The sequence below is a fragment of the Serratia sp. SCBI genome (assembly GCF_000747565.1).
In the GTDB taxonomy this organism is placed as follows: Bacteria; Pseudomonadota; Gammaproteobacteria; order Enterobacterales; family Enterobacteriaceae; genus Serratia; species Serratia ureilytica.
On sequence record NZ_CP003424.1, the window covers coordinates 4,550,205 to 4,575,288 of the forward strand.

The window sequence follows — 25,084 nt, forward strand, 5'->3', positions numbered from 1 at the left end:
TATACTTTATTGTTTGAAAAGCAATAATTAATAATTTAATTAATTCATTGTCATCGAAATTTATGCCCGGTTTTATCGGCAGCGGCTCTATCGCTTTTTGTTATAACAATGGGAAAAATTATGCTGAAAAAATTTTGCGTTTTTTCGTGCGCAAATCAACGGCACCGTTCCCAACCGCAGACAATGTCAATGGGGCGGCAGAGCCCGCCCCAAGAGGTCTTACCACATCAGCCGGCCGATCAATGGCGCGGCCACGACCGTGATGATGCCGGCCAGCATCATCACCAAACTCGACACCACGCCCTCCTGCGGCCCCAGCTCATAGGCGCGGGCAGTGCCGGCGCCGTGCGACGAGGCGCCAAATCCGGCGCCCTTCGCCAGACGGCTGCGCACCGCCAGCCGCAAAAACAAAATATCCCCCACCGCCATGCCGAACACCCCGGTGATCACCACGAACAGCGCCACCAGATCCGGCTGCCCGCCCATCTGTTTGGCGGCCTCCAGCGCGAACGGCGTGGTGATCGACCGCACCGCCAGGCTGCGCTGCACCTCTTCCGGCAGCGTCAACAGGCGCGCCAGCCACACCGAGCTGTACACCGCCACCAGCACCGCGGTCGTTACCCCGGCGGTCAGCGACAGCCAGTGGCGACGGATGATATGCAGATTCTCGTACACCGGCACCGCGAAGGCGATGGTCGCCGGCCCCAGCAGCCACAGCAGCCAGTGGGTTTCACCGATGTAGTCCTGATAGGAGATATGGGTGACCACCAGCAGCAGCACCAGAATCATCGGCGTCAGCACCAGCGGCATCAGCAGCAACGTGCGGCGGCGGCGATAGAGTTTCTTGTTGGCGAAATACAGCGCCAGCGTCGCCAGAAAACAGGCCAGGCTAAGGATAAAATCATTCATGGCGCTGCTTCCGCCGCTGCAGCCAAATCTCCAGCCGATACACCCTGTCCACCACCAGCCCGGTGGCGCCCAGCGTCAGCATGGTGCTGACTGCGATCACCAGAAAGATCTTCCAGCCCTCGACCATCAGCAGCTGGGCATAGTTGACCACCGCCACCACCGCCGGCACGAAAAACAGCAGCATTTCCGCCAGCAGCCAGCGGGAACCGGCCTTGACCCAGCTGAGCGGCAGAATGCGCAGCAGGATCAGCGCCAGCAGCATCAGCATGCCGACGATATTGGCGGGGAGCGGCAGGTGGAATTGTTGCACCAGGCGATCGGCGATCAGGAACAGCGCCGCATACAACGCCACCTGAATCGGCACCTGCAAACGGGTCAGCAGGGAGGGGGCAACGCGGCGTAACGCCAGAGACATGAAAGATGACCTCAAACAATAATTGACGGCCTACAGTATACGCAGCCGGGAAACCACGCCTGAAATGAATTAAAATTATCGACATCATGCCGTCCGGGAATAGTTTCCCGCCGGTAGCGTCCCCAAGGAGAACCCTAACGTGGATGTCCGCACCCTGCGCTACTTCGTTGAAGTGGTGCGCCAGCAAAGCTTCACCCGCGCGGCGGAAAAACTGTTCGTCACCCAGCCCACCATCAGCAAAATGCTGCGGCATCTGGAGGAGGAGCTGGAATGCACGCTGCTGATCCGCGAAGGCCGCAAGCTGCGCCTGACCGACAGCGGCCAGGCGGTGTATCAGCGCGGCCTGACGATCCTCGACGAATTCCGCCAGTTGGAGGCGGAGCTGGAAGACATCAGCTCGGTGAAAAAGGGCGTGTTACGGCTGGGCATTCCGCCGATGGTCGGCAGGCAGATCGCCGATCTGATCCGCCGCTTTCGTCAGACCTACCCCGGCATCGAATTAAAAATTTCCGAGCTGGGCGGGCTGTCGGTCGAACAGGCGGTGATGTCCGGCGAACTGGATCTGGCGATGACGGTGTTGCCCTTCGACTCGGAGCAGCCGCTGACCTTTCTGCCGCTGCTGGGCCACCCGATGTGCGTGGTGGCGCCGCGCACGCCGCAGTGGCTCAACCGCACCAGCATCAATATCGCCGAATTGGCCGACAGCCCGATCCTGATTTATAACGAAGACTTTGCGCTGTACAAGATGCTGATGAAGGCGTTTCGCCTGGCCGGTTTTGAACCGCAAATCGCGGTGCGCAGCGGCCAATGGGACTTCCTCGCCTCGATGGTGCAGGCCGGCGTGGGCATCGCCATGCTGCCGGAGCCGGTTTGCCGCTGGCTGGATAAGGAAAACCTGGTCTGGCTGCCGCTGGAACCGCGCATGGAATGGAAAATCGGCCTGATCTGGCGCCAGGGCAGCTATTTGTCGCACAGCGCGCAGGCCTGGATCGCCTGCTGCCGCGACTACTGGCCGCCGGTCAAGTAGCCAAAAAACAAGGGCCGCACAGGCGGCCCTTCAGGATGGGGATAACGAGGAAAAACGTTTATTCCTCCCTCTGCGTTTACCCCTCGCGCTCGATCAACAGCGCTTCGAGCAAATCGAGATCGTGCAGCAGTTTTTGCAGCGTCTCGTTGCTGATTTTCTGCGTGGCGCGCAGGTGGTACAGCTCGCCGCGCTCGGCGCGCAGCGCCGTCAGGCGGAAACGCCGCTCGAGGTTTTCCATCGCCAGCGCATTCTCGATATCGTCTTTCGACGCGATACGCCGCCGCAGCATGCCCGTCACCCGCGAGCTGACCTCTTTCAACACCTGCGGATCGAGGTTCTCTTCGGTATCGGCGACCAGGCGCTCTTCCATTTTATTCACGCTCTCGATCGCCACCTCGGCCGCCATGGCGATCGCCATGCGCTCTTCCTGCTTGCTGGCGCTCTTGTCGGTCACCTGCACGCCGCGCAACAGCAGCGGCAACGCCAGCACGCCGACAATCAACGACAGCAGGATCACCCCGGCGGCGATAAACACCAGCTGATAGCGCGCCGGGAAGGCGGTGCCGTCGCTCAGCAACAGCGGTATCGACAGCACGCCGGCCAGGGTAATCGCCCCGCGCACCCCGGCGAACGACGCCACCCACAGCTCACGCGTGCTGTAATCGCCGAACTGCAGCGGACGCTTTTTCATAAAGCGGTTGCTGGCCTTCTTCATCACCCACAGCCAGGTGAAACGCAGCACCAGCAGCGCGGCGTAGATGGTGGCCACGTCGGCGAACAGATACCAGGTCTGGATGGTCGGATCCAGTTCCGCCTGCAGGATGGAGGTTTCAAGAATGCCCGGCAGCTGCAGGCCCAGCATGATGAACACCATGCCGTTGAACACGAATTCCAGCATCGCCCACACGCTGTTGGCGCGCAGGCGCATCGCCAGCGGCGCGTTGCGGATCACGCCGGATTGGCTGATGGTCATCCCCGCCGCCACCGCCGCCAGGATGCCGGAAACGCCGATATGTTCGGCGATCAGGTAGGACGCGAACGGCAGCAGCAGCAGGAACACGATCTGGGTCGCCGGATCGTCGCCGCTCCAGCGGCTCATCACCCGCAGCGATTTACTGTAAGTCCAGGTGACCGCCACGCCGGCCAACAGGCCGCCGATCGCCACTTTGAGGAATTCAAGGGTCGCGCCGCCCACGGTGAACACCATCGTGCCCATCGCCACCGCGATGGCGAACTTGAGCGACACCAGGCCAGACGCGTCATTCATCAGCGCCTCGCCCTCGAGCACGCCCATGATCGGCTTGGGAATCCGCCCTTTGCCGACGATGCCGGACAGCGCCACGGCATCGGTCGGCGACAGCACCGCCGCCAGCGCGAAGGCCGCCACCAGCGGAATGCCCGGCACCATGGCGTAGATCAGATAACCGACGCCGACCACGGTGATCAGCACCAGCACCAGCGCCAGGCCGAGAATTTCACGCCCGTGATGCAGGAACTCGCGCGTCGGCGTTTTCCAGCCGTCGGCGAACAGCAGCGGCGGGATGAACAGCACCAGGAACAGTTCGGGATCAAAATCGACGTGCAGCCCGAAATGCGGCCAGGCCAACAGGGCCCCGATGGCGATTTGCATCAGCGGCAGCGGCACCTGGAACGGCAACATGCGCGTCACCACCCCGGACAGGGAGACCACCAGGATCAAAATGAGGATTGTAAAAAAGATTTCCATGCTTTCCTTAGACTCTACGATTCAGACGACATCGGCTCAGGGCCTGCGTTGGTCCCGATAGTAGATCACTTTTTTTACAGCCGTTAAAGCTTGTTGTGCCTTTCAAAACGCGGTGCAGAGCAGAAGAAGACTTATCTTAAGAAGGGAATTGCCGTCACAGGCTCCCCCGCCCGATGGGCGAGGGAAACCCAAGAGGCTTAAATCGCCCAGCCGCCGGCGTAGAACGCCACCAGCGCCACGGCGATCAGCACGGTGCCGATGTTCAGCTTGCGCCATTCGCCGGAGAAGATGCGGCCGATGACCAGCGAGCTGAAGCCCAGCATGATGCCGGTGACGATGTTGCAGGTCAGCACGATGAACACGGCGCACAGCAGGCCGGCCATCGCGTCGACGAAGTCGTTGAAGTCCAGCTTGGTGACGTTGCTCAGCATCAACAGGCCGACGTACATCAGCGCCGGCGCGGTGGCGTAGACCGGCACCAGATAGGCCAGCGGCGACAGGAACAGGATCAGCAGGAACAGAACGCCGACCACGGTGGCGGTCAGGCCGGTCTTGCCGCCCGCGGCGGTGCCGGCGGCGGACTCGATGTAGACCGCGGCGGGCGCGGCGCCCACCAGCCCGGAGAAGATGCTGCTCAGGGAATCCGAGGTCAGCGCCTTGCCGCCGTTGATGATCTGGCCGTCTTTGTCCAGCAGGTTGGCCTGCCCGGCTACCGCGCGGATGGTGCCGGTGGCGTCGAACACCGCGGTCATCACCAGCGCCAGCACGCTCGGCAACACCACCGGCTGCAATGCGCCCATGATATCCAGGCTGAAGATCAACGATTTGCCGTCAGCGTCCGCCAGGCTCGGCATGGCGAACAGCCCCTGATATTTCACCGCCGGGTCGAAGATCAGGCCGATGATGGAAATGACGATGATCACCAGCAGAATGCCGCCGGGCACGCGCAGTTTCTCCAGGCCGAAGATCACCGCCAGGCCGACCAGCGTCATGACGACCGGGAAAGAGGTGAACGCGCCGAGCGCCACCGGCAAGCCATCCAGCGGGTTCTTCACCACCAGGCCGACGCCGTTGGCGGCGATCAGCAGCAGGAACAGCCCGATGCCGATGCCGGTGCCGTGCGCCACGCCCATCGGCAGGTTGCGCAGGATCCAGGCGCGGATGCCGGTGACCGAGATGACGGTAAACAGCACGCCCATCAGGAACACCGCGCCCAGCGCCACCGGAATGCTGATATGTTGGCCGAGCACCAGGCTGAAAGCGGTAAAGGCGGTCAACGAGATCGCACAGCCGATGGCCATCGGCAGGTTAGCCCACAGCCCCATCAGCAGCGAGCCCAGACCGGCCACCAGACAGGTGGAAACGAACACCGCCGCCGGCGGGAAGCCCGCTTTGCCCAGCATGCTCGGCACCACGATCACCGAGTACACCATCGCCAGGAAGGTGGTCAGCCCCGCCACCACCTCCTGACGCACGCTGCTGCCGCGCGCGGAAATTTTAAAATAGCCATCAAGCCCGCCGGTTGGTTTTGCGGCGTGGTTCGCTTGAGAGTTCGACATAGGTTACTTCCCCTGTGTTTCATGAATCGGCCCGTCGCAGCAGGCCTGTAATCTCGCCCGCGCCTGATCGCCACGTAATCGTTTACGTCACGTTCCGCTTCCTTGCCCTTCCGTCGCACCGCCAACGGCGATGCGCACCAAGGCAAACGTTTAACTCGCAGCGCGCGGTACGGGTGATTTATGGTGGTTTATTCAAGGCAAACGATTATCCTGCCTTCCCTAGCGTCTAATCAACTAAAGATCGCGGCAATTTATGCAGAAAGCGGCGGGAAGGGCTTCTGCGCGAAAAGACGGGGCGATCCGGCGCCCCTGCCAGCCTGTTTCACGGCGATCTTATTGCGCCTGCACCGCTGCGGGATCCATATACATCAATTCCCAGATATGGCCGTCCAGGTCCTGAAATCCGTGGCCGTACATCACGCCATAGTCCCGCGGCGGATGATAGGTATTGCCGCCGCCGGCGATCGCCTTGCGCACCAGTTCGTCCACCGCCGCCCGGCTGGGTTGCGACAGGCACACCAACACTTCGGTGGCCTGTTTGGCGTCGCCGATCGGGTTCGGGGTAAACATCCTGAATTTGTCGTGAGTCAGCAGCATCACGTAAATCGTGTCGCTGACCACCATGCAGGCGGCGGTATCGTCGGTAAATTGCGGGTTGAAACTGAAGCCGAGCTGGGTGAAAAACGCCATAGAGGCGGGCAGATCGCGTACGGGCAGATTTACGAAGATTTGCGTAGCCATGGGCTACCTCCGATGAAGAATGACCCCATCGAGTATAGCCCATCCGCTTAACTCAGCAGGTCGTAAGGGCCGCCCTGTTCCAGCGCCCGCTGGTAAGCGGGCCGGGCGTGGATGCGCTGCAGGAAGCCGCGCAGTTTCGGGCAATTGTCCAACGCGCCGCGCGCCGCCATCGCCTCGAGCGGAAAGCTCATCTGTATGTCCGCCGCGCTGAAATCGTTGCCGACGAACCAGCTGCCCTTGTTCAGGTGCTGTTCGAGATACTCGCAGTGCGGCGCGATCTGTTTGTCGAGGTATTCGCGCTGTACGCCCTTGCCGATCGCGCCCGCCACCGGCCGCAGCAGCCAGGGGATCGGCGGCTGGCCGAGACGGCTGAACACCAGCTTCATCACCAACAGCGGCATCAGCGATCCCTCAGCGTAGTGCAACCAGTAGCGGTATTGCTGGCGCGCGTGGAAGTCCGTCGGCATAAACATGCCCTGTGCGTCGTAGGCTTCCTGCAAGTATTCGACAATGGCGCCGGATTCCGCCAGCGTCAGATCGCCATCGACGATCACCGGCGATTTGCCCAGCGGATGGATCTTTTTCAGCGCCGGCGGCGCCAGCAGAGTGTGCGGATCGCGCTCGTAACGTTGCACCTGATAGGGCACGCCCAGCTCTTCCAAAAACCACAGAATGCGCTGCGACCGCGAGTGATTGAGATGATGAACAATGATCATGATGACGCTCCTGTCCGCTGCCACACCAGTTCGCCGATCTGCACGCCGTTGCCGAGCTGCAGCGGCACCGTGCGCAACGTCAGCCGATCGGCGTTAAAGGCGTAAAAGCGCACCTGACGGCTGCCTATCCAATTGGGGAACGAGCAGCCTTCAACCTGATGCACCACCCGTTGCTCGCTTTCTTCCACCTGATAACGGCCGAAATAGCAAATCATATTGATGAAGGCGGCATGGATCTCCCGCTCGGATCCCTGCGCCAAATCGTCGGCGACGAAACGCGGCCGCACGGCGCTGTATAGCTGCGCCGCCATCGTGCCGTTGGCCTCATAGTGGATGCGCCCCAACACCTGCTCGCCCAGCGGGTAATTCAGCTCGCCGTTCTGGTTTTTGAACGCCGACGACACCAACGCCCAACTGCCGATAAACGCGTTTACCGTCATGACGCTTCTCCGATTAAGGATCGTCTGTAAAGGGTAGTGGCAATTTTTGCCGCACGCCAACGGCCGAAAAACCATCAATTTATTTGACAGAGATACTCAAAACTCTCCGATTTTTTTATTCACACCCGGTGCACTAGTATTTAACACATCGAGAGACAACGCGCTCTCACCTAATAAATACTCTGAGGAACACATCATGAAAAACGTCAAAATTTTTGCTACCGCTGCACTGCTGGCTACCGCTTCTTTCGCGACCTTCGCCGCTGACCTGCCAACCAGCCAGCCAGCCGCAGACGCGCAGAAAATCGGCGTAGTCACCGTGAGCGGCGCCGCCAACCTGAGCGCGCTGGAAAGCGAACTGGCCAGCAAGGCCGCCGCGTCGGGCGCCAGTTCCTACCGCATCGTCGCCGCCGGCGGCCAAAACAAACTGTACGGCACCGCAGAAATCTTCAACTGATCGTCGAACAGCCAACCGACGGAAGAAAGAAGCCCCGCAAGGGGCTTTTCTCGTTTCAGGCGGCCAGAGCTCTTTGTGGACAGTGATCGCCATTCATTTCACCCATACTGAATGACAGCGCAATACCCTCACCCACTTTGGAGAAATAGCATGACGACAGCACAACCTCTGCAAGGCAAAGTCGCATTCGTTCAGGGCGGCTCCCGCGGCATCGGCGCCGCCATCGTGAAACGGTTGGCGAACGAAGGCGCCGCCGTCGCCTTTACCTACGCCGCCTCGGCCGATCGCGCCGAAGCGGTGGCGAGCGCCGTGACCGCCGCCGGCGGCAAAGCCCTCGCCATCAAGGCCGACAGCGCCGATGCAGCGGCGCTGCAGCAGGCGGTTCGCCAGGCGGTGAGCCACTTCGGCAACCTGGATATTCTGGTGAACAACGCCGGGGTATTTACATTGGGCGGCACCGAGGAACTGGCGCTGGACGACCTGGATCGCATGCTGGCGGTCAACGTGCGCAGCGTATTCGTCGCCAGCCAGGAGGCAGTGCGCCACATGAACGACGGCGGCCGTATCATCCACATCGGCAGCACCAACGCCGAGCGCGTGCCGTTCGGCGGCGCGGCGGTGTATGCGATGAGCAAATCGGCGCTGGTCGGGTTGACCAAGGGTATGGCGCGCGATCTCGGCCCACGCGGCATCACCGTCAATAACGTGCAGCCCGGCCCGGTGGACACCGAAATGAACCCGGACGCCGGCGAGTTCGCCGATCAGCTCAAGCAGTTGATGGCGATCGGCCGCTACGGCAAAGATGAAGAGATCGCCGGTTTTGTCGCCTACCTGGCGGGCCCGCAGGCGGGTTATATCACCGGCGCCAGCCTGAGCATCGACGGCGGCTTCTCGGCGTAACATCCAAGCCCCGCGAGGGGCTTTTTATTGGCTTGCCGCAGTATGCAAGCCTGACGACGTCGATGCACGCTTGTTTCCCCTGCCCACGCTTTACGCCGCCAATCCCGCGTGAAAGACAACAATCGAATCAGTTTATGTACAAAAACGGAATAGTTTATTGACGATTCTGTTATTTATTCACCTCACTGCCCCCTTTATCCTTCGCTCCATCGTGTCGTACCGGACACCCTTATTTTTCGAATTGTCGAACACAGGATAAAGATATGAAAACCATGACCACCGTTATTTCACTCGCTCTGTTTTCCACGCTGTCGTTTAACGCTGCAGCAGAGAGCGTTACCGCAACCGGCAGTACGCTGGATTCCACCGAAGCCCTCATCGCTAAAAAAGCGCAAGAGGCCGGCGCAAGCGGCTACAAAATCACCAGCGCCTATATGGGTAATTTCGTCACCATGAGTGCTGAGCTGAAAAAATAATATCAATGACGCCGCTCGCCCGGCGTTATTTATTTCCGCATAAGGAAGTCATCGTCGGGTGGTTATTCACCACGCCTTGTTATAAGGCATTACGCTAATACACCCCGCGCACCCAAAAATGAGCTTCTTTCTCCACCGGTTATTATTCGGCGGCCTGATGTCGCCATGTCCGGACGGCTCATTTTCATTCACCCTGCAATACGTTTTTATAAGGATGAGTCACTGATGAAATCATTGTATCGCCTCTCCCTCTTGCTGCCTTTGCTTGCCACAGTGCCTGCACACGCCGCAGAGTCCGCCGCTCAGCCGTCAGACTGGTATCCTTCCGTTTACGGTGCAAAAGACGAAATCGGCGCCGCCAACCTGCTCACGCCAGAAGGGGTATTACAGTCCGTGCAGTTGGTAAAACAAGGCAAGACATTGTCATTGGCGGTGCCCGTCGATAAAGATTTCCCGGCGTTCCGCCACCGCAGCTTCCGCTTATATAATATTCAGCCTGGTCAGCAGGACGGTAAAACGCTTGGCCCAAATAAATTCACCTTTAATGATGAATTGGTGAATGCCTGGACCGGCGTCGGCACTCAGTTGAATGGCATTGGCCATATCGGCATCGACAATGTTTATTATAACGGCAATAAGGCGGCGGATTTCGTCACCGTAGATGGCGTGAAAAAATTGGGCGTGGAAAAAGTGCCGCCCATGGTCACACGTGGCGTCGTACTCGATATGACGGCTTATTATAATAAAGCGATCGTTCCGGGCGGCACCGAATTTTCCGTTGCGGATATTCAAGCGGTGCTTAAAAAGCAGGGCATCAGTTTACGCAAAGGCGACGTTGTCTTGTTCAACACCGGCTGGCTGGAGCTGATTGGCAAAGACAATAAAAAGTTCCTGGAAGTTGAACCGGGTATCGGCATGGAAGCGGCGAAATGGTTGGCTGACCAAGGCATCGTGGCCTTCGGCGGTGATACCTGGGCTTCCGAAGTATACCCTAACCCGAAAAATGACGAAGAGTTCCCGGTCAACCAATACCTGCTGGCCAAACGCGGCGTCTATAACCTGGAACTGATCGACAGCCGCCCACTGGTGCGCACGAAAACCTGGGAATTCCTGTTCGTACTGGGGCAACCGCTGTATGTCGGTTCAACCCAGGTCAACATCAACCCGGTAGCAATTTACTGATTGGCAACACCGCCGCAGAAAATCAGCGGCTAACGAACACAAAAAACCCCGCCTGAGCGGGGTTTTTTTAGCGCTGTTACCAGGCTTAGAACGGAATATCGTCGTCGAAATCCATTGGCGGTTCGTTGCTGGTCGCCGGAGCGCTGTTCTGCGCCGGACGAGACTGCTGCTGGCTGCCGCTGAACTGGTTGCCGCCCTGTGGCTGTTGAGGCTGGCCCCAACCGCCCTGGCCGCCGGCAGATTGACCGGCCGGTGCGCCGCCGCCCTGACGGCCGCCCAGCATCTGCATGGTGCCGCCGACGTTAACCACGATCTCGGTGGTGTAGCGATCCTGGCCGCTCTGATCCTGCCATTTACGGGTCTGCAGGGAGCCTTCGATATAGACCTGAGAGCCTTTGCGCAGGTATTCGCCCGCCACTTCAGCCAGTTTGCCGAACAGCACGACGCGGTGCCACTCGGTCTTCTCTTTCTGTTCGCCGGTCGCTTTGTCACGCCAGCTTTCGGAGGTCGCCAGGGTAATGTTGGCCACTGCGCCGCCGTTCGGCATGTAACGGACTTCTGGATCCTGACCCAGATTCCCGACCAGAATTACTTTGTTTACGCCTCTGCTGGCCATGAGCACTTCTCCCGATGATTGATTTCTACACAGTATAAACGCGTCAGTTTACCACGCTGAGTACGAAACCACACCCGTGTTGATAAGTGCGAATTGCATTCCAGAATTGTCTTTCCAATCGACCTTATTGCATTCGCATACTGGATATCCATTCAGGTTTTTTTGTGTCATAATTATGCGTTTCGACCTGGCTGTGCCGGTTTTTTGCGAGATCCATCACAAAATCCCCCGCAAAAATCGCGACAGGCGCGGTGTATCATCAAGACGGGAAGTGTAAATGGACAATATCGAAGTTCGTGGTGCTCGAACCCATAATCTGAAAAACATCAACCTGATCATCCCGCGTGACAAACTGATCGTCGTCACCGGCCTGTCCGGTTCCGGCAAGTCTTCGCTAGCTTTCGATACGCTGTATGCCGAAGGGCAGCGGCGCTATGTCGAATCACTCTCCGCCTATGCGCGCCAGTTCCTGTCGCTGATGGAAAAACCGGACGTCGACCATATTGAAGGTCTGTCGCCGGCGATCTCCATCGAGCAGAAATCCACCTCGCACAACCCGCGATCCACGGTCGGCACCATCACCGAGATCCACGACTACCTGCGTCTGCTGTTCGCCCGCGTCGGCGAGCCGCGCTGCCCGGATCACCATGTGCCGCTGGCGGCGCAAACCGTCAGCCAGATGGTCGACAACGTGCTGAGCCAGCCGGAAGGCAAGCGCCTGATGCTGCTGGCGCCAGTGGTGAAAGATCGCAAGGGCGAACACACCAAAACGCTGGAAAACCTGGCCGCTCAGGGCTATATCCGCGCGCGCATCGACGGTGAAGTGTGCGATCTGTCCGATCCGCCGAAGCTGGAGCTGCAGAAAAAACACACCATCGAAGTGGTGGTCGACCGTTTCAAGGTGCGCGACGACATGGCGCAGCGCCTGGCCGAATCGTTCGAAACCGCGCTGGAGCTCTCGGGCGGCACCGCGGTGGTGGCGGACATGGACGACGAAAAAGCGGACGAGCTGCTGTTCTCCGCCAACTTCGCCTGCCCGATCTGCGGCTACAGCATGCGCGAACTGGAACCGCGCCTGTTTTCCTTCAACAACCCGGCCGGCGCCTGCCCGACCTGCGACGGCCTGGGCGTGCAACAGTTCTTCGATCCGGATCGCGTGGTGCAAAACCCCGAGCTGTCGCTGGCCGGCGGCGCAATCCGCGGCTGGGATCGCCGCAACTTCTATTACTTCCAGATGCTGCGCTCGCTGGCGGAGCACTATGAGTTCGACGTCGAAGCGCCGTTCAACACCTTGAGCGCCAACGTGCAGAAGGCGGTGCTGAGCGGCTCCGGCAAAGAGTCGATCGAATTCAAATACATCAACGATCGCGGTGACACCACCGTGCGCCGCCACCCGTTCGAAGGCGTGTTGCACAACATGGAGCGCCGCTATAAAGAGACCGAATCCAGCGCGGTGCGCGAAGAGCTGGCGAAGTTCATCAGCAACCGCCCTTGCGCCTCGTGCCACGGCACCCGCCTGCGTGAAGAAGCGCGCAATGTGTTCGTCGAAGACACCACGCTGCCGGAGATCTCCGATCTGAGCATCGGCCATGCGATGACGTTCTTCCAGAACATGAAGCTCAGCGGCCAGCGCGCCAAGATCGCCGAGAAAGTGCTGAAAGAGATCGGCGATCGCCTGAAGTTCCTGGTGAACGTCGGCCTGAACTACCTGTCGCTGTCCCGTTCGGCGGAAACGCTCTCCGGCGGCGAAGCGCAGCGTATCCGCTTGGCCAGCCAGATCGGCGCCGGTTTGGTGGGCGTGATGTACGTGCTGGATGAGCCGTCGATCGGCCTGCACCAGCGCGACAACGAGCGCCTGCTGGAAACGCTGATCCACCTGCGCAACCTCGGCAACACGGTGATCGTGGTGGAGCATGACGAAGACGCCATCCGCGCCGCCGACCACGTGATCGACATCGGCCCCGGCGCCGGCGTGCACGGCGGCCAGGTGGTGGCGGAAGGCACCGTCGATGACATCATGGCGCAGCCGGAATCGCTGACCGGCCAGTTCCTCAGCGGCAAACGCGAGATCGCCATCCCGGCGCAGCGCGTGCAGGCCGATCCGACCAAGGTGCTGAAGCTGAGCGGCGCGCGCGGCAACAACCTGAAGGACGTGACGCTGACGCTGCCGGTCGGTCTGTTTACCTGCATCACCGGCGTGTCCGGCTCCGGCAAGTCGACGCTGATCAACGATACGCTGTTCCCGATCGCCCAGCGCCAGCTTAACGGCGCCACCATCGCCGAGCCCGCGCCATTCCGCGAAGTGACCGGCCTGGAACATTTCGACAAGGTGATCGATATCGATCAGAGCCCGATCGGCCGCACGCCGCGCTCCAACCCGGCCACTTACACCGGCATCTTCACCCCGGTGCGCGAGCTGTTCGCCGGCGTGCCGGAGTCGCGCAGCCGCGGCTATACGCCGGGCCGCTTCAGCTTCAACGTCAAGGGCGGGCGCTGTGAAGCCTGCCAGGGCGACGGGGTGATCAAGGTCGAGATGCACTTCCTGCCGGACATCTACGTCCCGTGCGACCAGTGCAAAGGCAAACGCTATAATCGCGAAACGCTGGAAGTGAAGTACAAAGGCAAGAGCATCCACGAAGTGCTGGAGATGACCATCGAAGAAGCGCGCGATTTCTTCGACGCGGTGCCGGCGCTGGCGCGCAAGCTGCAAACCCTGATGGATGTCGGCCTGTCCTACATCCGCCTCGGCCAGTCGGCCACCACGCTCTCCGGCGGTGAGGCGCAGCGCGTCAAGCTGGCGCGCGAGCTGTCGAAACGCGGCACCGGCCAGACGCTGTATATTCTCGACGAGCCGACCACCGGTCTGCACTTCGCCGATATCCAACAGCTGTTGGCGGTGCTGCATCAGCTGCGCGATCAGGGCAATACCATCGTGGTCATCGAGCATAACCTGGACGTGATCAAAACCGCCGACTGGATCGTCGATCTGGGGCCGGAAGGCGGCAGCGGCGGCGGCGAGATCCTGGTCGCCGGCACGCCGGAAACGGTCGCCGAGTGTGAAAAATCGCACACCGCGCGCTTCCTGAAACCGCTGTTGGAAAAATAACGGCGGATGATACGCTCAACGAGGCGCCCTATTCCGCCTCGTTGAGCAATCAACCTATCCCTCTGCGAGAAACATTAAATACCCTTCGCTGCATCATTCCTTTAAAAACAGGCGCTTTGAACCCAGCCAATAATAAACTCGCCCCATCATGCCATTTGTTTGGCTTTTGTTTATTCCCCATGCGTTTCACTATTGCGGTGAAATAACGCCAATGGCGCGCCGTCGCCTGTCGATTAATCAATATAAACATGGCGTTTATCAATAAGCCGTCATTTAAACGTGGGCCTGCGGGCCGTTTATTCAATGGGATGATATAAAGGTGTTTAACGTGGATAATAAACTGGGTACCTCTGCCGCCGCCCTGCTCTTTCTTTTTCCCCTCGCCGGTCAGGCGCAGGACGGCGAAGCGTCTTTAACGCTCGCCGGCGGCCTCGCCGTCGCTCCCGCCTATGAAGGCTCGTCTTTTTACAGCATTGAACCGCTGTATCAGGTGAATGCCGGCTATCAAAACGCCAGTTGGGGAGAATTCAGCGCGGGCAGCGAAGGGGCGCGCTGGCAATTCCCCATCGCCGGGCCCGTAGGCATCGCGTTATTGCTCAACTATGACGCCGGCCGTGACGAGGAAATCAAAACCTTGCGCGGGCGCAACACCCGGCTCAAAGGCATGGGCAAACTGGGCGGCGCGCTGGAAGCCGGCGCTGAGCTGAGCTACCAACTCGCCCCCTTCCGCGCCTATGTCAAAGGGATGCAGGCGACGCGCAAACGCAGCTACGGCGGGGAAGAACTGGGCCACACCGCCTATGTGGAAAGCGGACTGACCGGGCAATATCCGCTCAGCGAACAGCTGACGCTTATCGGCAATCTCTCCACCACCTGGGCCAACAGCGGCTATCAGCGCGGCTATTTCGGCGTGACGTCGCAGCAGGCGCAGCACAGCGCCTTCAGCGCGTATCGGCCGGGCAGCGGCTTCAAGGACGCGACGCTCACCGCCGCGCTCAACTACCAATGGCGACCGAACGTGGCCTTCCAGGCCGGGGTCGGCGTAACGCGCCTGCTGGGCGACGCGGCCGACAGCCCCATCGTTGAGAAAACCACCTCGGGCATGGCCTTCACCAGCGCCAGCTACAGTTTTTGACGTTTTTGCCTAAGTCTGTGCAGGAAGGGATAAACGCCATGATTAAAAAACGAACTACAGTTTAGCTGAGTGTTAGGTAAACGGATGGATAATTAAACATTCATTATTTACCTGACAATGTCAGGCGTGGCTTTCCCGTATTAAGGATATTTTATGTGTCAACATCATGCGACGGAATGTCGTAATTTCACCGCACTTCGCCACCGCTGGGAAATGCCCATGATCTGGCTATCGGCGATAATTACCTTGTTCGGTTTTTTATTTGGCATCGCCGCCGTCGTGGTAAATACGGATGGAACTGCACTTGGGTTGGGAGACGACGCCAAGGAAACATTGGATACCCTCAGCCTGCTCGCGTTATTACCGCTGATCCCGATCGCTTTCTATATTTACCGTTTCTATCTCGCCGCACAGGCGAAATCCAACGCCTTGCGCATCGGGCCGGCGCAATTTCCGGAACTGTTCGCGCTGTATCAGGATATCGGCCGTCGGCTGGAACTCAAGACGCTGCCCAAGCTTTATCTGACCAACGGCAACGGCGTGGTCAACGCCTTCGCGCTGGAATGCAACCGCCGCCAGCGCTACGTGGTGATCCATGCTGAAATCGCCATGCTGATGCCCACCGCGCCGGAGATCGTGGAGTTCGTGCTGGCCCATGAATTGGCCCATCACAAGCTGCGGCACGTGTCGCTGTGGCGTCTGGCGATCGGCGTTGTGCCGCAGTCGCTGGTGCTGCCCGGCCTGGCGACCACTCGCGCGCAGGAGTATTCCGCCGATCGCGTGGCGCTCGCGGTGTGCCCGAACTACGCCAACACGGTGCGGCTGCTGGCCGTCGGCCCCTGGATGCAGCACGGCGTGAATCCGCAGGCCTGGCTGGAGCAGTGCGAAGAAGAGAACAAGGAGCTGTTTGTTCGCATCAGCAATCTGCTGTCAGACCATGCGGTGATGGTCAAACGCTTCAAGGCGCTCAAAGACATCGAGATGCACGGCTTCGAGCGCCATGGCAGCATGTTTTAATCCGCCCGAGGGCTTACAGCGTTTTCAGCACGCGCGCCGGGTTGCCGCCCACCACGCAGTTGGCCGGCACGTCTTTGGTCACCACCGCGCCGGAGGCCACGACCGCATTATCGCCGATGGTCACGCCCGGATTGATCACCGCGCGCCCGCCGATCCACACGTTGTCGCCAATCTTGACCGGCTTGCCGAACTCCGCGCCGCCGGCGCGGGTCTCGGCGTCCAGCGGATGGGTGGCGGTGTAGATATGCACGCCCGGCGCCAGCAGGCAGTTGTCGCCGATGTGCACCTCGCACACGTCGAGGATCACGCAGTCGAAATTGGCGTAGAAGTTCTTGCCGAGATAGATGTTATAGCCGTAGTCGCAGCGGAACGTCGGTTCGATGGCGCCGCCTTGATAGCCGCCCAGCAGCTCGTCCAGCCACTGTTTGCGCAGCTCGCCCTCTTCCGGCGATGAGTGGTTGTAGCGATGCGTTATCTGGCGCGCGCGCCGACGCTCGCTGCGCAGCAGTTCATCGCCGGCGTCGTACAGTTCCCCGGCGATCATCTTGCGCTTTTCTTCGCTCATGGCCATGTCGGCCTCCTTCATCAGCGTTTCTTGAATGCCCAAGCGTAGCCGCTTTAGCCCGGCAATAAAAAGGGAACGTTCCCAATTTAAAGCCGCGATCACAGTTTAACGCGAGAAAGCAGGAGAAAACGGGCGGCGCCGCCGCCCGGCAATCAGGCGCGCAGTTCCTGGCGCACGTGTTCGGGGAGGCCTTCCACCACCAGCTGATAGGAGCTGTCGATCAACGCATAAAACTGCGAGTTCGGCAGGTTGCCGTCGAGAAATACCGTATTCCAGTGCGCCTTGTTCAGGCCGTCGCAGGCGACGATCTCAGGGTGGTGTTCGCGCAGGCTTTCCGCCAGCTCCGGGCTGGACTTGACCGCCAGCGCCGGCCGCCCTTCCACTTCGCACACCATGGCGAACATCACGTCGCCCACCTTGATCTGGCTGGCCTGCCACTGGTTCTGGTCGCTTTGCTCCGCGCCCGGCTTCGCCATGCAGTACTCCAGCAATGCGCTGTTATTCATTGGGTTATTCCCCCTGTAATGTGGCCACAATACGGCGTGCTCCGCCGTGGATGCGGTGCTCCCCCAGCCAGATGCCCTGCCATGTGCCCAACATCAGCCGCCCGTGCCTGATGGGCAGCGTCAAGGAAGCGCCCAGCAGCGAGGATTTGATGTGCGCCGGCATGTCGTCCGGCCCTTCGTAGTCATGTTGATAGGGGGCGTTTTCCGGCACCTGACGCAGAAAATGCTGCTCCATATCGGCTCGCACCGTGGGATCGCAGTTCTCGTTGAGCGTCAGCGAGGCCGAGGTATGCTGCAGCAACAGATGCAGCAGGCCGGTTTGCAGGCGGTGTAAGTGGGTTAACTGGTTGGTGATCTCGTCGGTAACCAGATGAAAGCCACGCGCTTTTGCGCTGAGGATTAGCGTTTGCTGATGCCACATGAGTGAGCGCCCCTCAATCAGTATATTCTCTCTCCGGTTTGCGGCAACTTCGGCGGCGCGCCGGCAATAAAAAAGGAGCAATATCGCTATCGCTCCCGATGAACGTCCGTTCAGACTAACAGGCGTTACTGCACCGCAGCAAACGCCTCGGCTACCTGACGCACGTTGTCGTGGTTCAGGCCGGCCACGCACATGCGGCCGCTGTGGATCAGGTAGACGCCGAACTCTTCGCGCAGGCGATCGACCTGCGCCGCGCTGAAGCCGGTGTAGCTGAACATGCCGCGCTGCGCCAGCAGGTAATCGAAGTTGCGCTGCGGCAGCGCGCTCTTCAGGGTGTCCACCAACGCGTGGCGCATTTCGAGAATGCGGGTACGCATGCTTTCCACTTCATTGAGCCACTGGGTTTTCAGCTCAGCGTCGTTCAGCACTTTGGCCACCAGCTGCGCGCCGAAGTTCGGCGGGCTCGAGTAGTTGCGGCGCACGGTCGCCTTCAGCTGGCCCAGCACGCGCCCGGCCGCTTCTTCGCTTTCGCACACCACCGACAGGCCGCCGACGCGCTCGCCGTACAGTGAGAAGATCTTCGAGAACGAGTTGCTCACCAGGCACGGCAAGCCGGCCGCCGCAATGGCGCGAATGGCGTAGACGTCCTGCTCCATACCGCCGCCGAAGCCCTGATAGGCGATGTCGAGGAACGGAATGATCTCACGATCGGCGATCACCTTGATCACTTCGTCCCACTGGGCGGGGGTCAGGTCTGAGCCGGTCGGGTTGTGACAGCACGGATGCAGCAGCGCGATGCTGTGCTTCGGCAGCTGTTTCAGCGCAGCCAGCATGGCGTCGAACTTCACGCCCAGGCTTTCGCCGTCAAAATACGGATAGGTATTCACCTTGAAACCGGCGCCGCTGAAGATGGCGACGTGGTTTTCCCAGGTGGGATCGCTGACCCACACCTGCGAATTCGGGAAGTAGCTTTTCAGGAAGTCGGCGCCCACTTTCAGCGCGCCGGAACCGCCGACGGTCTGAATGGTGGCGATGCGCCCCTGCTGCAGCATCGGGTGCTGCTCGCCGAACAGCAAATGCTGGATGGCGGTGCGGTAGGATTGCAGCCCTTCCATCGGCAGGTATACCGAGGCGCCGTGCTCGACGCTGTTCAACTGCGCTTGCGCCGCGGCGACCGCACGCATCTGCGGAATAACGCCCTGCGCATCGTAGTACAGGCCAATGCTCAGGTTCACCTTGTGCGCGCGCGGGTCTTGTTTGAATTTTTCCATCAGCGACAGAATGGGATCGCCGGCATAGGCGTCAACGTTCTGGAACACGTTTTTTTCTCCTGGTTTATTTATTGTGGTTTGGGCACAGCGTTACGCTCCTAATATAGACGGAAAAGCGTATTCGGTTTCAGCTTTCTCGCGTCACCGGCAACAAACCGTTTTCCTTGATGCGATTGAGCACCACCGCCGTTTTGATATGCGCCACGCTTTTGTGCGGCGACAGCGTCTGGCTGATGAACTCGCTCAGCGCCGGCAGGTCCGCCACCGCCACTTTCAGCAGGTAATCGGCGTCGCCGGTGGTCTTGTAAGCGTCCAGGATCGCGTCCACGTCCTCCAGCATCTGATGAAAGCTGTCGATCTGCTCCTGAGCGTGCGTGATCAGGCTGACTTCAATCAGCCCCACCAGCCCCAGGCCGACCGCCTCCGGCGCCAGCCGCGCGTGGTAGCCGCGGATCAGCTGCGCCTGCTCCAGGCTGATGCGCCGCCGTGAACACTGGGAAGCGGAAAGCCCCACCAGTTCGCTCAGCTCCTGATTGGTCAAACGGCCGTTGGCCTGTAACAGCGTCAGGATTTTCATATCAAAATCGTCAATGTTGTACATAGCCACCTGTAAACTGTGTTAATAAATGTTGACGTTACAGCCTACCAGTTTTTTACCGTTGCCGACGTCACACCCTGGCGCTTAAATCGCGTACAGCAGCAACGCCCGGCGTTTTCGCCGGTAAGCGGCATAAAAAACGGCTAACTCATGCAGGCAAACGACAATTAACGGCGAAGTAACGCATAAAACCACGAATGTATAAAAAGGACGCCAGATGAAAAAGTTACTCCCTCTCGCGCTGCTGCTCGCCGCCGGCAGCGCCGGCGCGCAATCCCACCTGGACAAAGTGCTGCAGCAAAAGACCCTGGAGGTCTGCACCACCGGCGACTACAAGCCCTACACCTTCCTCAAGGAAGATGGCAGCTATGAAGGCATCGATATCGACATGGCTGAATCGCTGGCGAAGAGCCTGGGCGCCAAGGTGAAGTGGGTGAAAACCAGCTGGAAAACCCTGACGCCGGACTTCGCCTCCGGCAAGTGCGACATCGCCATGGGCGGCATCTCCGTCACGCTGGAGCGACAAAAACAGGTGTTCTTCGCCGACAAGCTGGATACCGACGGCAAAATTCCGCTGGTGCGCTGCACCGACGTGAAGAAATACCGCACGATAGAACAGATCAACAAACCGTCGGTGCGTCTGCTGGAACCGGCGGGCGGCACCAACGAAGCCTTCGTGCACGCCTATCTGCCAAAAGCCAAGCTGACGCTGACGCACGACAACATGAGCATTTTCCAGCAGCTGGTGGATCGCAAGGCGGACGTGATGATCACCGACGCCTCCGAGGCGCTGTACCAGCAGAAGCGCTATCCGAAGCTGTGCGCGGTGAATCCGACCAAACCGATGCAGTACGGCGAAAAGGCTTACATGCTGCCGCGCGACGATCTGAGCTGGAAACTGTATGTGGATCAGTGGCTGCACCTGGCCAAGGCGACCGGCGAGTATCAGAAGGTTATCGACAAGTGGTTGGCGGTAAAGAAGTAACCCGCTGAGAAACGGGGCCGACGCGCGTCGGCCCCTGCGGCGTATCAGTCGCCAATGTATTCCATCGCCACGCGCTGCGTGAGCTTGGTGATCAGTTCATAAGCGCTGATGCCGGTACAGGCGGCGATGCGCTCGACCGGCAACGCCGGCCCCCACAGCACCGCTTCATCCCCCACCTTATCGGCGGCGTCCGGCCCGAGATCGACCGAAATCATGTCCATCGACACCCGGCCGACGATCGGCACTTCGCGGCCGTTGATCAGGATCGGCGTGCCGGTCGGCGCGCTGCGCGGGTAGCCGTCGCCGTACCCCATCGCCACCACGCCAAGGCGAGTATCGCGCGGGCTGATCCAGGTGCCGCCATAGCCCACCGCTTCACCAGCCTTGTGCTCGCGCACCGCGATCAGGCTGGATTTCAGCGTCATCGCCGGCTGCAGACCATGCTCGGCGCCGCTGCCGTTATCCAGCGGCGACACGCCGTACAGAATGATGCCGGGACGCACCCACTCGTTGTGGGCGTCCGGCCACAGCAGCGTGCCGCCGGAAGCGGCGACCGAGCGCTGGCCCGGTTTGCCGCGCGCGAACTGCTCAAAGCAGGCGATCTGTTTCAGGGTGGCGTCGGACTCCGGCTCGTCGGCGCGGCTGAAGTGGCTCATGATATTGACCGGCTGCGCCACGTTGCGGCAGGCGCACAGACGCTGATAAAACGCCTCCGCCTGTTCGGGACGCACCCCCAGCCGATGCATGCCGGTATCGAGCTTCATCCACACCGGCACCGGGCGCGCCAGCTCGGCCTGTTCCAGCGCCTCGAGCTGTTCGATGCTGTGCACCGCGGTTTCGATGTTGTTCGCCACCAGCACCGGCAGGTCTTCGGCGCTGAAGAAGCCTTCCAGCAGCAGGATCGGCTTGACGATGCCGCCGGAGCGCAGCATCAGCGCCTCGCCGATGCGCGCTACGCCGTAGCAGTCGGCGTCTTGCAGGGTGTGTGCTGTTTCCAGCAGGCCATGTCCATAAGCGTTTGCTTTCACAACGGCAATCAGGCGGCTTTGCGGCGCCTGGCGGCGCACCTGTTGCAGATTATGTCGCAGAGCGCGGCGGTCGATTACAGCGGTTGCCGCTTTCATTTCAGTTCCTTAGCTGATTATTCGTCATCGTATTGTGGCCCCGCGTAGTTATCGAAACGCGACCACTGGCCGTTAAAGGTAAGGCGCACGGTGCCAATTGGGCCGTTACGCTGCTTACCGATAATAATTTCCGCGATCCCTTTCAGATCGCTGTTCTCGTGATACACCTCATCACGATAGATGAACATAATCAGGTCGGCGTCCTGCTCGATGGAGCCGGATTCACGCAGGTCGGAGTTGACCGGGCGTTTGTCGGCGCGCTGCTCCAGGCTTCGGTTCAGCTGCGACAGCGCCACCACCGGCACCTGCAGCTCTTTCGCCAGCGCCTTCAGCGAGCGCGAAATCTCGGCGATCTCCAGCGTACGGTTGTCGGACAAGGCCGGCACGCGCATCAGCTGTAGGTAGTCGATCATGATCAGGCTAAGCCCATCGTGCTCGCGGAAAATGCGCCGCGCGCGCGAGCGCACCTCGGTCGGCGTCAGGCCGGAGGAGTCGTCGATGTACATGTTGCGCTTCTCCAGCAAGATGCCCATGGTGCTGGAAATGCGCGCCCAGTCCTCGTCGTCGAGCTGGCCGGTACGGATGCGCGTCTGATCCACGCGCGACAGTGACGCCAGCATACGCATCATGATCTGCTCGCCGGGCATCTCCAGGCTGAAGATCAGCACCGGTTTCTCCTGGGTCATCGCGGCGTTCTCGCACAGGTTCATGGCGAAGGTGGTTTTCCCCATCGATGGACGGGCGGCGACGATGATCAGATCGGACTTTTGCATGCCCGCGGTTTTCTTGTTGAGGTCCTGATAGCCGGTATCGACCCCGGTCACGCCGTCATGCGGCTGCTGATACAGCTGTTCGATGCGCGAGACGGTGTCTTCCAGGATGCGTTCGATGCCCTTCGGGCCCTCGTCTTTGCTGGCGCGGTTCTCGGCGATTTGGAATACGCGGGATTCCGCCAGATCGAGCAGGTCTTCGCTGCTGCGCCCCTGCGGATCGTAGCCGGCGTCGGCGATTTCGTTAGCCACCGAGATCATTTCGCGCACCACCGCGCGCTCGCGTACGATGTCGGCGTAGGCGCCGATGTTGGCGGCGCTCGGGGTGTTTTTCGACAGCTCGGCCAGGTAGGCGAAGCCCCCCACCGAGTCCAGTTCGCCCTTCTGTTCGAGCGATTCGGACAGGGTGATGAGGTCGATAGGCTTGCTCATCTCCAGCAGACGCTGCATCTCGGTAAAGATCAGGCGATGCGGGCGGCTGAAGAAGTCGTTGGCGACCACGCGTTCCGCCACGTTGTCCCAACGCTCGTTATCCAGCATCAAACCGCCCAACACCGACTGCTCGGCCTCCAGCGAGTGCGGCGGCATCTTCAGCCCTTCCATCTGACGATCTCTGGAACGCTCTCTGGTTTCGTCCGCGTTTGTTTTGTTGGTTGGTTTTTTTCCTGCCATGAAACGTAGTCTTTATCCGGTTGCGAATGAAGGATCCTGACGCGAGAGTATACGTGATTTTTGCGTCATAACCGATGCAAAAAAGGTATTGAATCCCGCACGGGCGAACTGGATCTCCGATACTAAAAAGAATAGGGTGAAATCAGACACTCCAACGAGGTAACCCTATGGCCAAGCGCATTCAATTCTCCGCCGTCGGCGGACCGGAAGTCTTGCAATACGTTGATTTTACACCGCTCGATCCGGCTGCCGGTGAAGTGCAGATCGAGAACAAGGCGATCGGCATCAACTACATCGACACCTATGTGCGCAGCGGGCTGTACGCGCCGGCCAGCCTGCCGAGCGGCCTCGGCACCGAAGCGGCCGGCGTGGTGGTCAAGGTCGGCGCCGGGGTCAGCGCGATCAAACCGGGCGACCGGGTGGTGTATGCGCAGTCGTCGCTCGGCGCCTACAGCGAGATCCACAACCTGCCGGAAGAGAAAGTGGCGCTGCTGCCGCACAACCTGAGCTTTGAGCAAGGCGCCGCTTCTTTCCTGAAAGGGCTGACGGTGCACTATCTGCTGCGCCAGACCCACGAAGTGCAGCCGGGTGAAGTATTTTTGTTCCATGCCGCCGCCGGCGGCGTCGGGCTGATCGCCTGTCAGTGGGCCAAAGCGCTGGGCGCGCGCCTGATCGGCAGCGTCGGTTCCGACGAGAAGGCGGCGCTGGCGAAGCAGGCCGGCGCCTGGGCCACCATCAACTACCATAAAGAGGATATCGCCCAGCGGGTGGCCGAGCTGACGCACGGCGAGAAGGTCGGCGTGGTGTACGATTCGGTGGGGCAAAGCACCTGGCAGGCCTCGCTCAACAGCCTGAAGCGGCGCGGCCTGATGGTCAGCTTCGGCAACGCGTCCGGCCCGGTGACCGGCGTCGATCTGGCGCTGCTGAATCAGAAGGGCTCGCTGTACGTCACCCGCCCTTCCCTCAACGGCTACATCACCAACCGCGCCGAGCTGCAGTACGCCAGCAACGAGCTGTTCTCGCTGATCGGCAGCGGCGCCATTCGGGTGGAGGTGAGAGACGAGCAGAAATTCGCGCTGGCCGACGCCCAGCGTGCGCACCAGGTGCTGGAAAGCCGCAGCACCAGCGGTTCCAGCCTGCTGATCCCCTGATCGCGGCCAAAGAAAAGGGCTCCTTGCGGAGCCCTTTCTGTTACTGCGTTTTGTAGGGGTAGAGCAGAGTCCGCCAGAGACAGGGGTTGCTTTAGCAACACGAATTTTAGGTGTCTCTCACGGTGATGAAATCGGTCGCATCACTGCATCGACCCACATCCTAACAGCCCCGTCCGGCAAAAAACACGCTTTATGTGCCACATCGCCGGGGAAAACTGCCAAGCTGTGATCGCTGCCGCATTCGCGGTGCGGGAAATTGTGCAAGTTTCAGTGTGACTGTCTGATTATTCAGCAAAAAATCAGTAACGCCGGATCTGGGGTTTCTGCATTGAACGGTAAATCCATACCCCAACCACCGCCAAAATCAGCCACGGCAGCAGCTTAATGACCACTGCGAACAGCCCGCCCAACAGCATGAATGCCGCCGCCACCAACAGCGCAGCGAAGATCCCCAGCAGCGAGATGCCGGTCACCATCAGCATCACCACAAAACCAATGAGAAAGAAGATTTCCAACATGATTGCTCCTTTGCAATACAACGTATCTGCAGAGTGGATTACAAGAAGCGTGCCAGAACGGCGGATGGGCTAACCCATTGA

Annotated in this window: 26 protein-coding genes; 10 read left to right on the forward strand and 16 right to left on the reverse strand. The window is 60.1% G+C overall.

Annotated features, from left to right (window positions below):
• Positions 1-219 precede the first annotated feature (219 nt).
• Positions 220-909 (reverse strand): LrgB family protein, encoded by a 690-nt coding sequence (locus SERRSCBI_RS21185; protein ID WP_004936833.1) that lies wholly within the window; start codon positions 907-909, stop codon positions 220-222.
• Entirely contained in the window at positions 902-1,324 is a 423-nt protein-coding gene (locus tag SERRSCBI_RS21190; protein ID WP_004936830.1) for a CidA/LrgA family protein, read from the reverse strand. Before SERRSCBI_RS21190 ends, SERRSCBI_RS21185 begins: the two co-directional genes overlap by 8 nt.
• A gap of 139 nt (positions 1,325-1,463) precedes the next feature.
• Here SERRSCBI_RS21190 and SERRSCBI_RS21195 point away from each other — a divergent pair, with 139 nt between their 5' ends.
• Positions 1,464-2,351: a LysR family transcriptional regulator gene (locus SERRSCBI_RS21195; protein WP_033651228.1), complete on the forward strand. Its 888-nt coding sequence runs from the start codon at positions 1,464-1,466 to the stop codon at positions 2,349-2,351.
• Between the two features lie 76 nt (positions 2,352-2,427).
• On the opposite strand, the gene SERRSCBI_RS21200 is transcribed toward SERRSCBI_RS21195, so the two are convergent.
• From SERRSCBI_RS21200 to SERRSCBI_RS21220, 5 genes are all read right to left on the reverse strand, one after another.
• Entirely contained in the window at positions 2,428-4,077 is a 1,650-nt protein-coding gene (locus SERRSCBI_RS21200; RefSeq protein ID WP_004936822.1) for a Na+/H+ antiporter, read from the reverse strand.
• A 197-nt stretch (positions 4,078-4,274) separates the two neighbouring features.
• Positions 4,275-5,636 carry an NCS2 family permease gene (locus SERRSCBI_RS21205; RefSeq protein ID WP_042785454.1) on the reverse strand — a complete coding sequence of 454 codons (1,362 nt, stop codon included), beginning with the start codon at positions 5,634-5,636 and terminating at the stop codon, positions 4,275-4,277.
• 333 nt (positions 5,637-5,969) lie between these two features.
• Positions 5,970-6,377, reverse strand: coding sequence for a VOC family protein (locus tag SERRSCBI_RS21210; protein ID WP_015379207.1), 408 nt, complete (start codon positions 6,375-6,377; stop codon positions 5,970-5,972).
• A gap of 47 nt (positions 6,378-6,424) precedes the next feature.
• Entirely contained in the window at positions 6,425-7,093 is a 669-nt protein-coding gene (locus tag SERRSCBI_RS21215; RefSeq protein ID WP_042785455.1) for a glutathione S-transferase family protein, read from the reverse strand.
• The gene (locus SERRSCBI_RS21220) at positions 7,090-7,533 is read right to left on the reverse strand and encodes a lipocalin-like domain-containing protein (protein ID WP_033644432.1); all 444 of its coding nucleotides are present in this window, start codon (positions 7,531-7,533) and stop codon (positions 7,090-7,092) included. The genes SERRSCBI_RS21215 and SERRSCBI_RS21220 overlap by 4 nt, the downstream gene beginning before the upstream one ends.
• A gap of 196 nt (positions 7,534-7,729) precedes the next feature.
• Between SERRSCBI_RS21220 and SERRSCBI_RS21225 the strand changes: the two genes are divergently transcribed.
• From SERRSCBI_RS21225 to SERRSCBI_RS21240, 4 genes are all read left to right on the forward strand, one after another.
• Entirely contained in the window at positions 7,730-7,990 is a 261-nt protein-coding gene (locus tag SERRSCBI_RS21225) for a YdgH/BhsA/McbA-like domain containing protein (protein WP_042785456.1), read from the forward strand.
• A 150-nt stretch (positions 7,991-8,140) separates the two neighbouring features.
• Positions 8,141-8,890 carry a 3-oxoacyl-ACP reductase family protein gene (locus tag SERRSCBI_RS21230; protein ID WP_042785457.1) on the forward strand — a complete coding sequence of 250 codons (750 nt, stop codon included), beginning with the start codon at positions 8,141-8,143 and terminating at the stop codon, positions 8,888-8,890.
• Between the two features lie 263 nt (positions 8,891-9,153).
• Positions 9,154-9,366, forward strand: a complete 213-nt coding sequence (locus tag SERRSCBI_RS21235) for a DUF1471 domain-containing protein (protein WP_033644427.1) — start codon at positions 9,154-9,156, stop codon at positions 9,364-9,366.
• Between the two features lie 225 nt (positions 9,367-9,591).
• On the forward strand, positions 9,592-10,548 hold the full coding sequence (locus SERRSCBI_RS21240) for a cyclase family protein (RefSeq protein WP_033651224.1): 957 nt from the start codon (positions 9,592-9,594) through the stop codon (positions 10,546-10,548).
• A gap of 85 nt (positions 10,549-10,633) precedes the next feature.
• Here the strand turns inward: SERRSCBI_RS21240 and ssb1 are convergent, their stop codons facing one another.
• Complete coding sequence (ssb1, locus tag SERRSCBI_RS21245) at positions 10,634-11,164, reverse strand: single-stranded DNA-binding protein SSB1 (protein WP_042785458.1); 531 nt, start codon at positions 11,162-11,164, stop codon at positions 10,634-10,636.
• A 277-nt stretch (positions 11,165-11,441) separates the two neighbouring features.
• On the opposite strand from ssb1, the gene uvrA reads away from it, so the two are divergent.
• The 3 genes from uvrA (at position 11,442) to SERRSCBI_RS21260 (ending at position 16,422) form a co-directional block, all read left to right on the forward strand.
• Complete coding sequence (gene uvrA / locus SERRSCBI_RS21250) at positions 11,442-14,270, forward strand: excinuclease ABC subunit UvrA (protein WP_033644422.1); 2,829 nt, start codon at positions 11,442-11,444, stop codon at positions 14,268-14,270.
• 328 nt (positions 14,271-14,598) lie between these two features.
• The gene (locus SERRSCBI_RS21255; RefSeq protein ID WP_042785801.1) at positions 14,599-15,405 is read left to right on the forward strand and encodes a MipA/OmpV family protein; all 807 of its coding nucleotides are present in this window, start codon (positions 14,599-14,601) and stop codon (positions 15,403-15,405) included.
• 219 nt (positions 15,406-15,624) lie between these two features.
• Entirely contained in the window at positions 15,625-16,422 is a 798-nt protein-coding gene (locus SERRSCBI_RS21260) for a M48 family metallopeptidase (RefSeq protein WP_158524121.1), read from the forward strand.
• A 13-nt stretch (positions 16,423-16,435) separates the two neighbouring features.
• Here SERRSCBI_RS21260 and maa read toward each other — a convergent pair whose 3' ends face one another.
• The 5 genes from maa to SERRSCBI_RS21285 all read right to left on the reverse strand — a co-directional run bounded on the left by maa (position 16,436) and on the right by SERRSCBI_RS21285 (position 19,786).
• Positions 16,436-16,993 (reverse strand): maltose O-acetyltransferase, encoded by a 558-nt coding sequence (maa, locus tag SERRSCBI_RS21265; RefSeq protein ID WP_042785802.1) that lies wholly within the window; start codon positions 16,991-16,993, stop codon positions 16,436-16,438.
• A gap of 146 nt (positions 16,994-17,139) precedes the next feature.
• The gene (locus tag SERRSCBI_RS21270; RefSeq protein ID WP_042785460.1) at positions 17,140-17,493 is read right to left on the reverse strand and encodes an MmcQ/YjbR family DNA-binding protein; all 354 of its coding nucleotides are present in this window, start codon (positions 17,491-17,493) and stop codon (positions 17,140-17,142) included.
• Between the two features lie 4 nt (positions 17,494-17,497).
• On the reverse strand, positions 17,498-17,914 hold the full coding sequence (locus tag SERRSCBI_RS21275) for a secondary thiamine-phosphate synthase enzyme YjbQ (protein ID WP_042785461.1): 417 nt from the start codon (positions 17,912-17,914) through the stop codon (positions 17,498-17,500).
• A 125-nt stretch (positions 17,915-18,039) separates the two neighbouring features.
• A complete protein-coding gene (locus tag SERRSCBI_RS21280) occupies positions 18,040-19,233 on the reverse strand; it encodes an amino acid aminotransferase (RefSeq protein ID WP_033644416.1) in 1,194 nt (397 codons plus the stop codon).
• A gap of 79 nt (positions 19,234-19,312) precedes the next feature.
• Positions 19,313-19,786, reverse strand: a complete 474-nt coding sequence (locus SERRSCBI_RS21285) for an Lrp/AsnC family transcriptional regulator (RefSeq protein WP_025304444.1) — start codon at positions 19,784-19,786, stop codon at positions 19,313-19,315.
• 214 nt (positions 19,787-20,000) lie between these two features.
• On the opposite strand from SERRSCBI_RS21285, the gene SERRSCBI_RS21290 reads away from it, so the two are divergent.
• A complete protein-coding gene (locus SERRSCBI_RS21290) occupies positions 20,001-20,768 on the forward strand; it encodes a transporter substrate-binding domain-containing protein (protein ID WP_033651220.1) in 768 nt (255 codons plus the stop codon).
• Positions 20,769-20,812: 44 nt separating this feature from the next.
• Here SERRSCBI_RS21290 and alr read toward each other — a convergent pair whose 3' ends face one another.
• Together alr and dnaB are read right to left on the reverse strand one after the other, a co-directional pair.
• A complete protein-coding gene (gene alr / locus SERRSCBI_RS21295) occupies positions 20,813-21,892 on the reverse strand; it encodes an alanine racemase (protein WP_042785462.1) in 1,080 nt (359 codons plus the stop codon).
• 17 nt (positions 21,893-21,909) lie between these two features.
• On the reverse strand, positions 21,910-23,334 hold the full coding sequence (dnaB, locus tag SERRSCBI_RS21300) for a replicative DNA helicase (protein WP_025160134.1): 1,425 nt from the start codon (positions 23,332-23,334) through the stop codon (positions 21,910-21,912).
• Between the two features lie 167 nt (positions 23,335-23,501).
• Here dnaB and SERRSCBI_RS21305 point away from each other — a divergent pair, with 167 nt between their 5' ends.
• The gene (locus tag SERRSCBI_RS21305; protein ID WP_042785463.1) at positions 23,502-24,485 is read left to right on the forward strand and encodes a quinone oxidoreductase; all 984 of its coding nucleotides are present in this window, start codon (positions 23,502-23,504) and stop codon (positions 24,483-24,485) included.
• A 299-nt stretch (positions 24,486-24,784) separates the two neighbouring features.
• On the opposite strand, the gene pspG is transcribed toward SERRSCBI_RS21305, so the two are convergent.
• Complete coding sequence (pspG, locus tag SERRSCBI_RS21310; RefSeq protein WP_033644411.1) at positions 24,785-25,003, reverse strand: envelope stress response protein PspG; 219 nt, start codon at positions 25,001-25,003, stop codon at positions 24,785-24,787.
• Positions 25,004-25,084 lie beyond the last annotated feature (81 nt).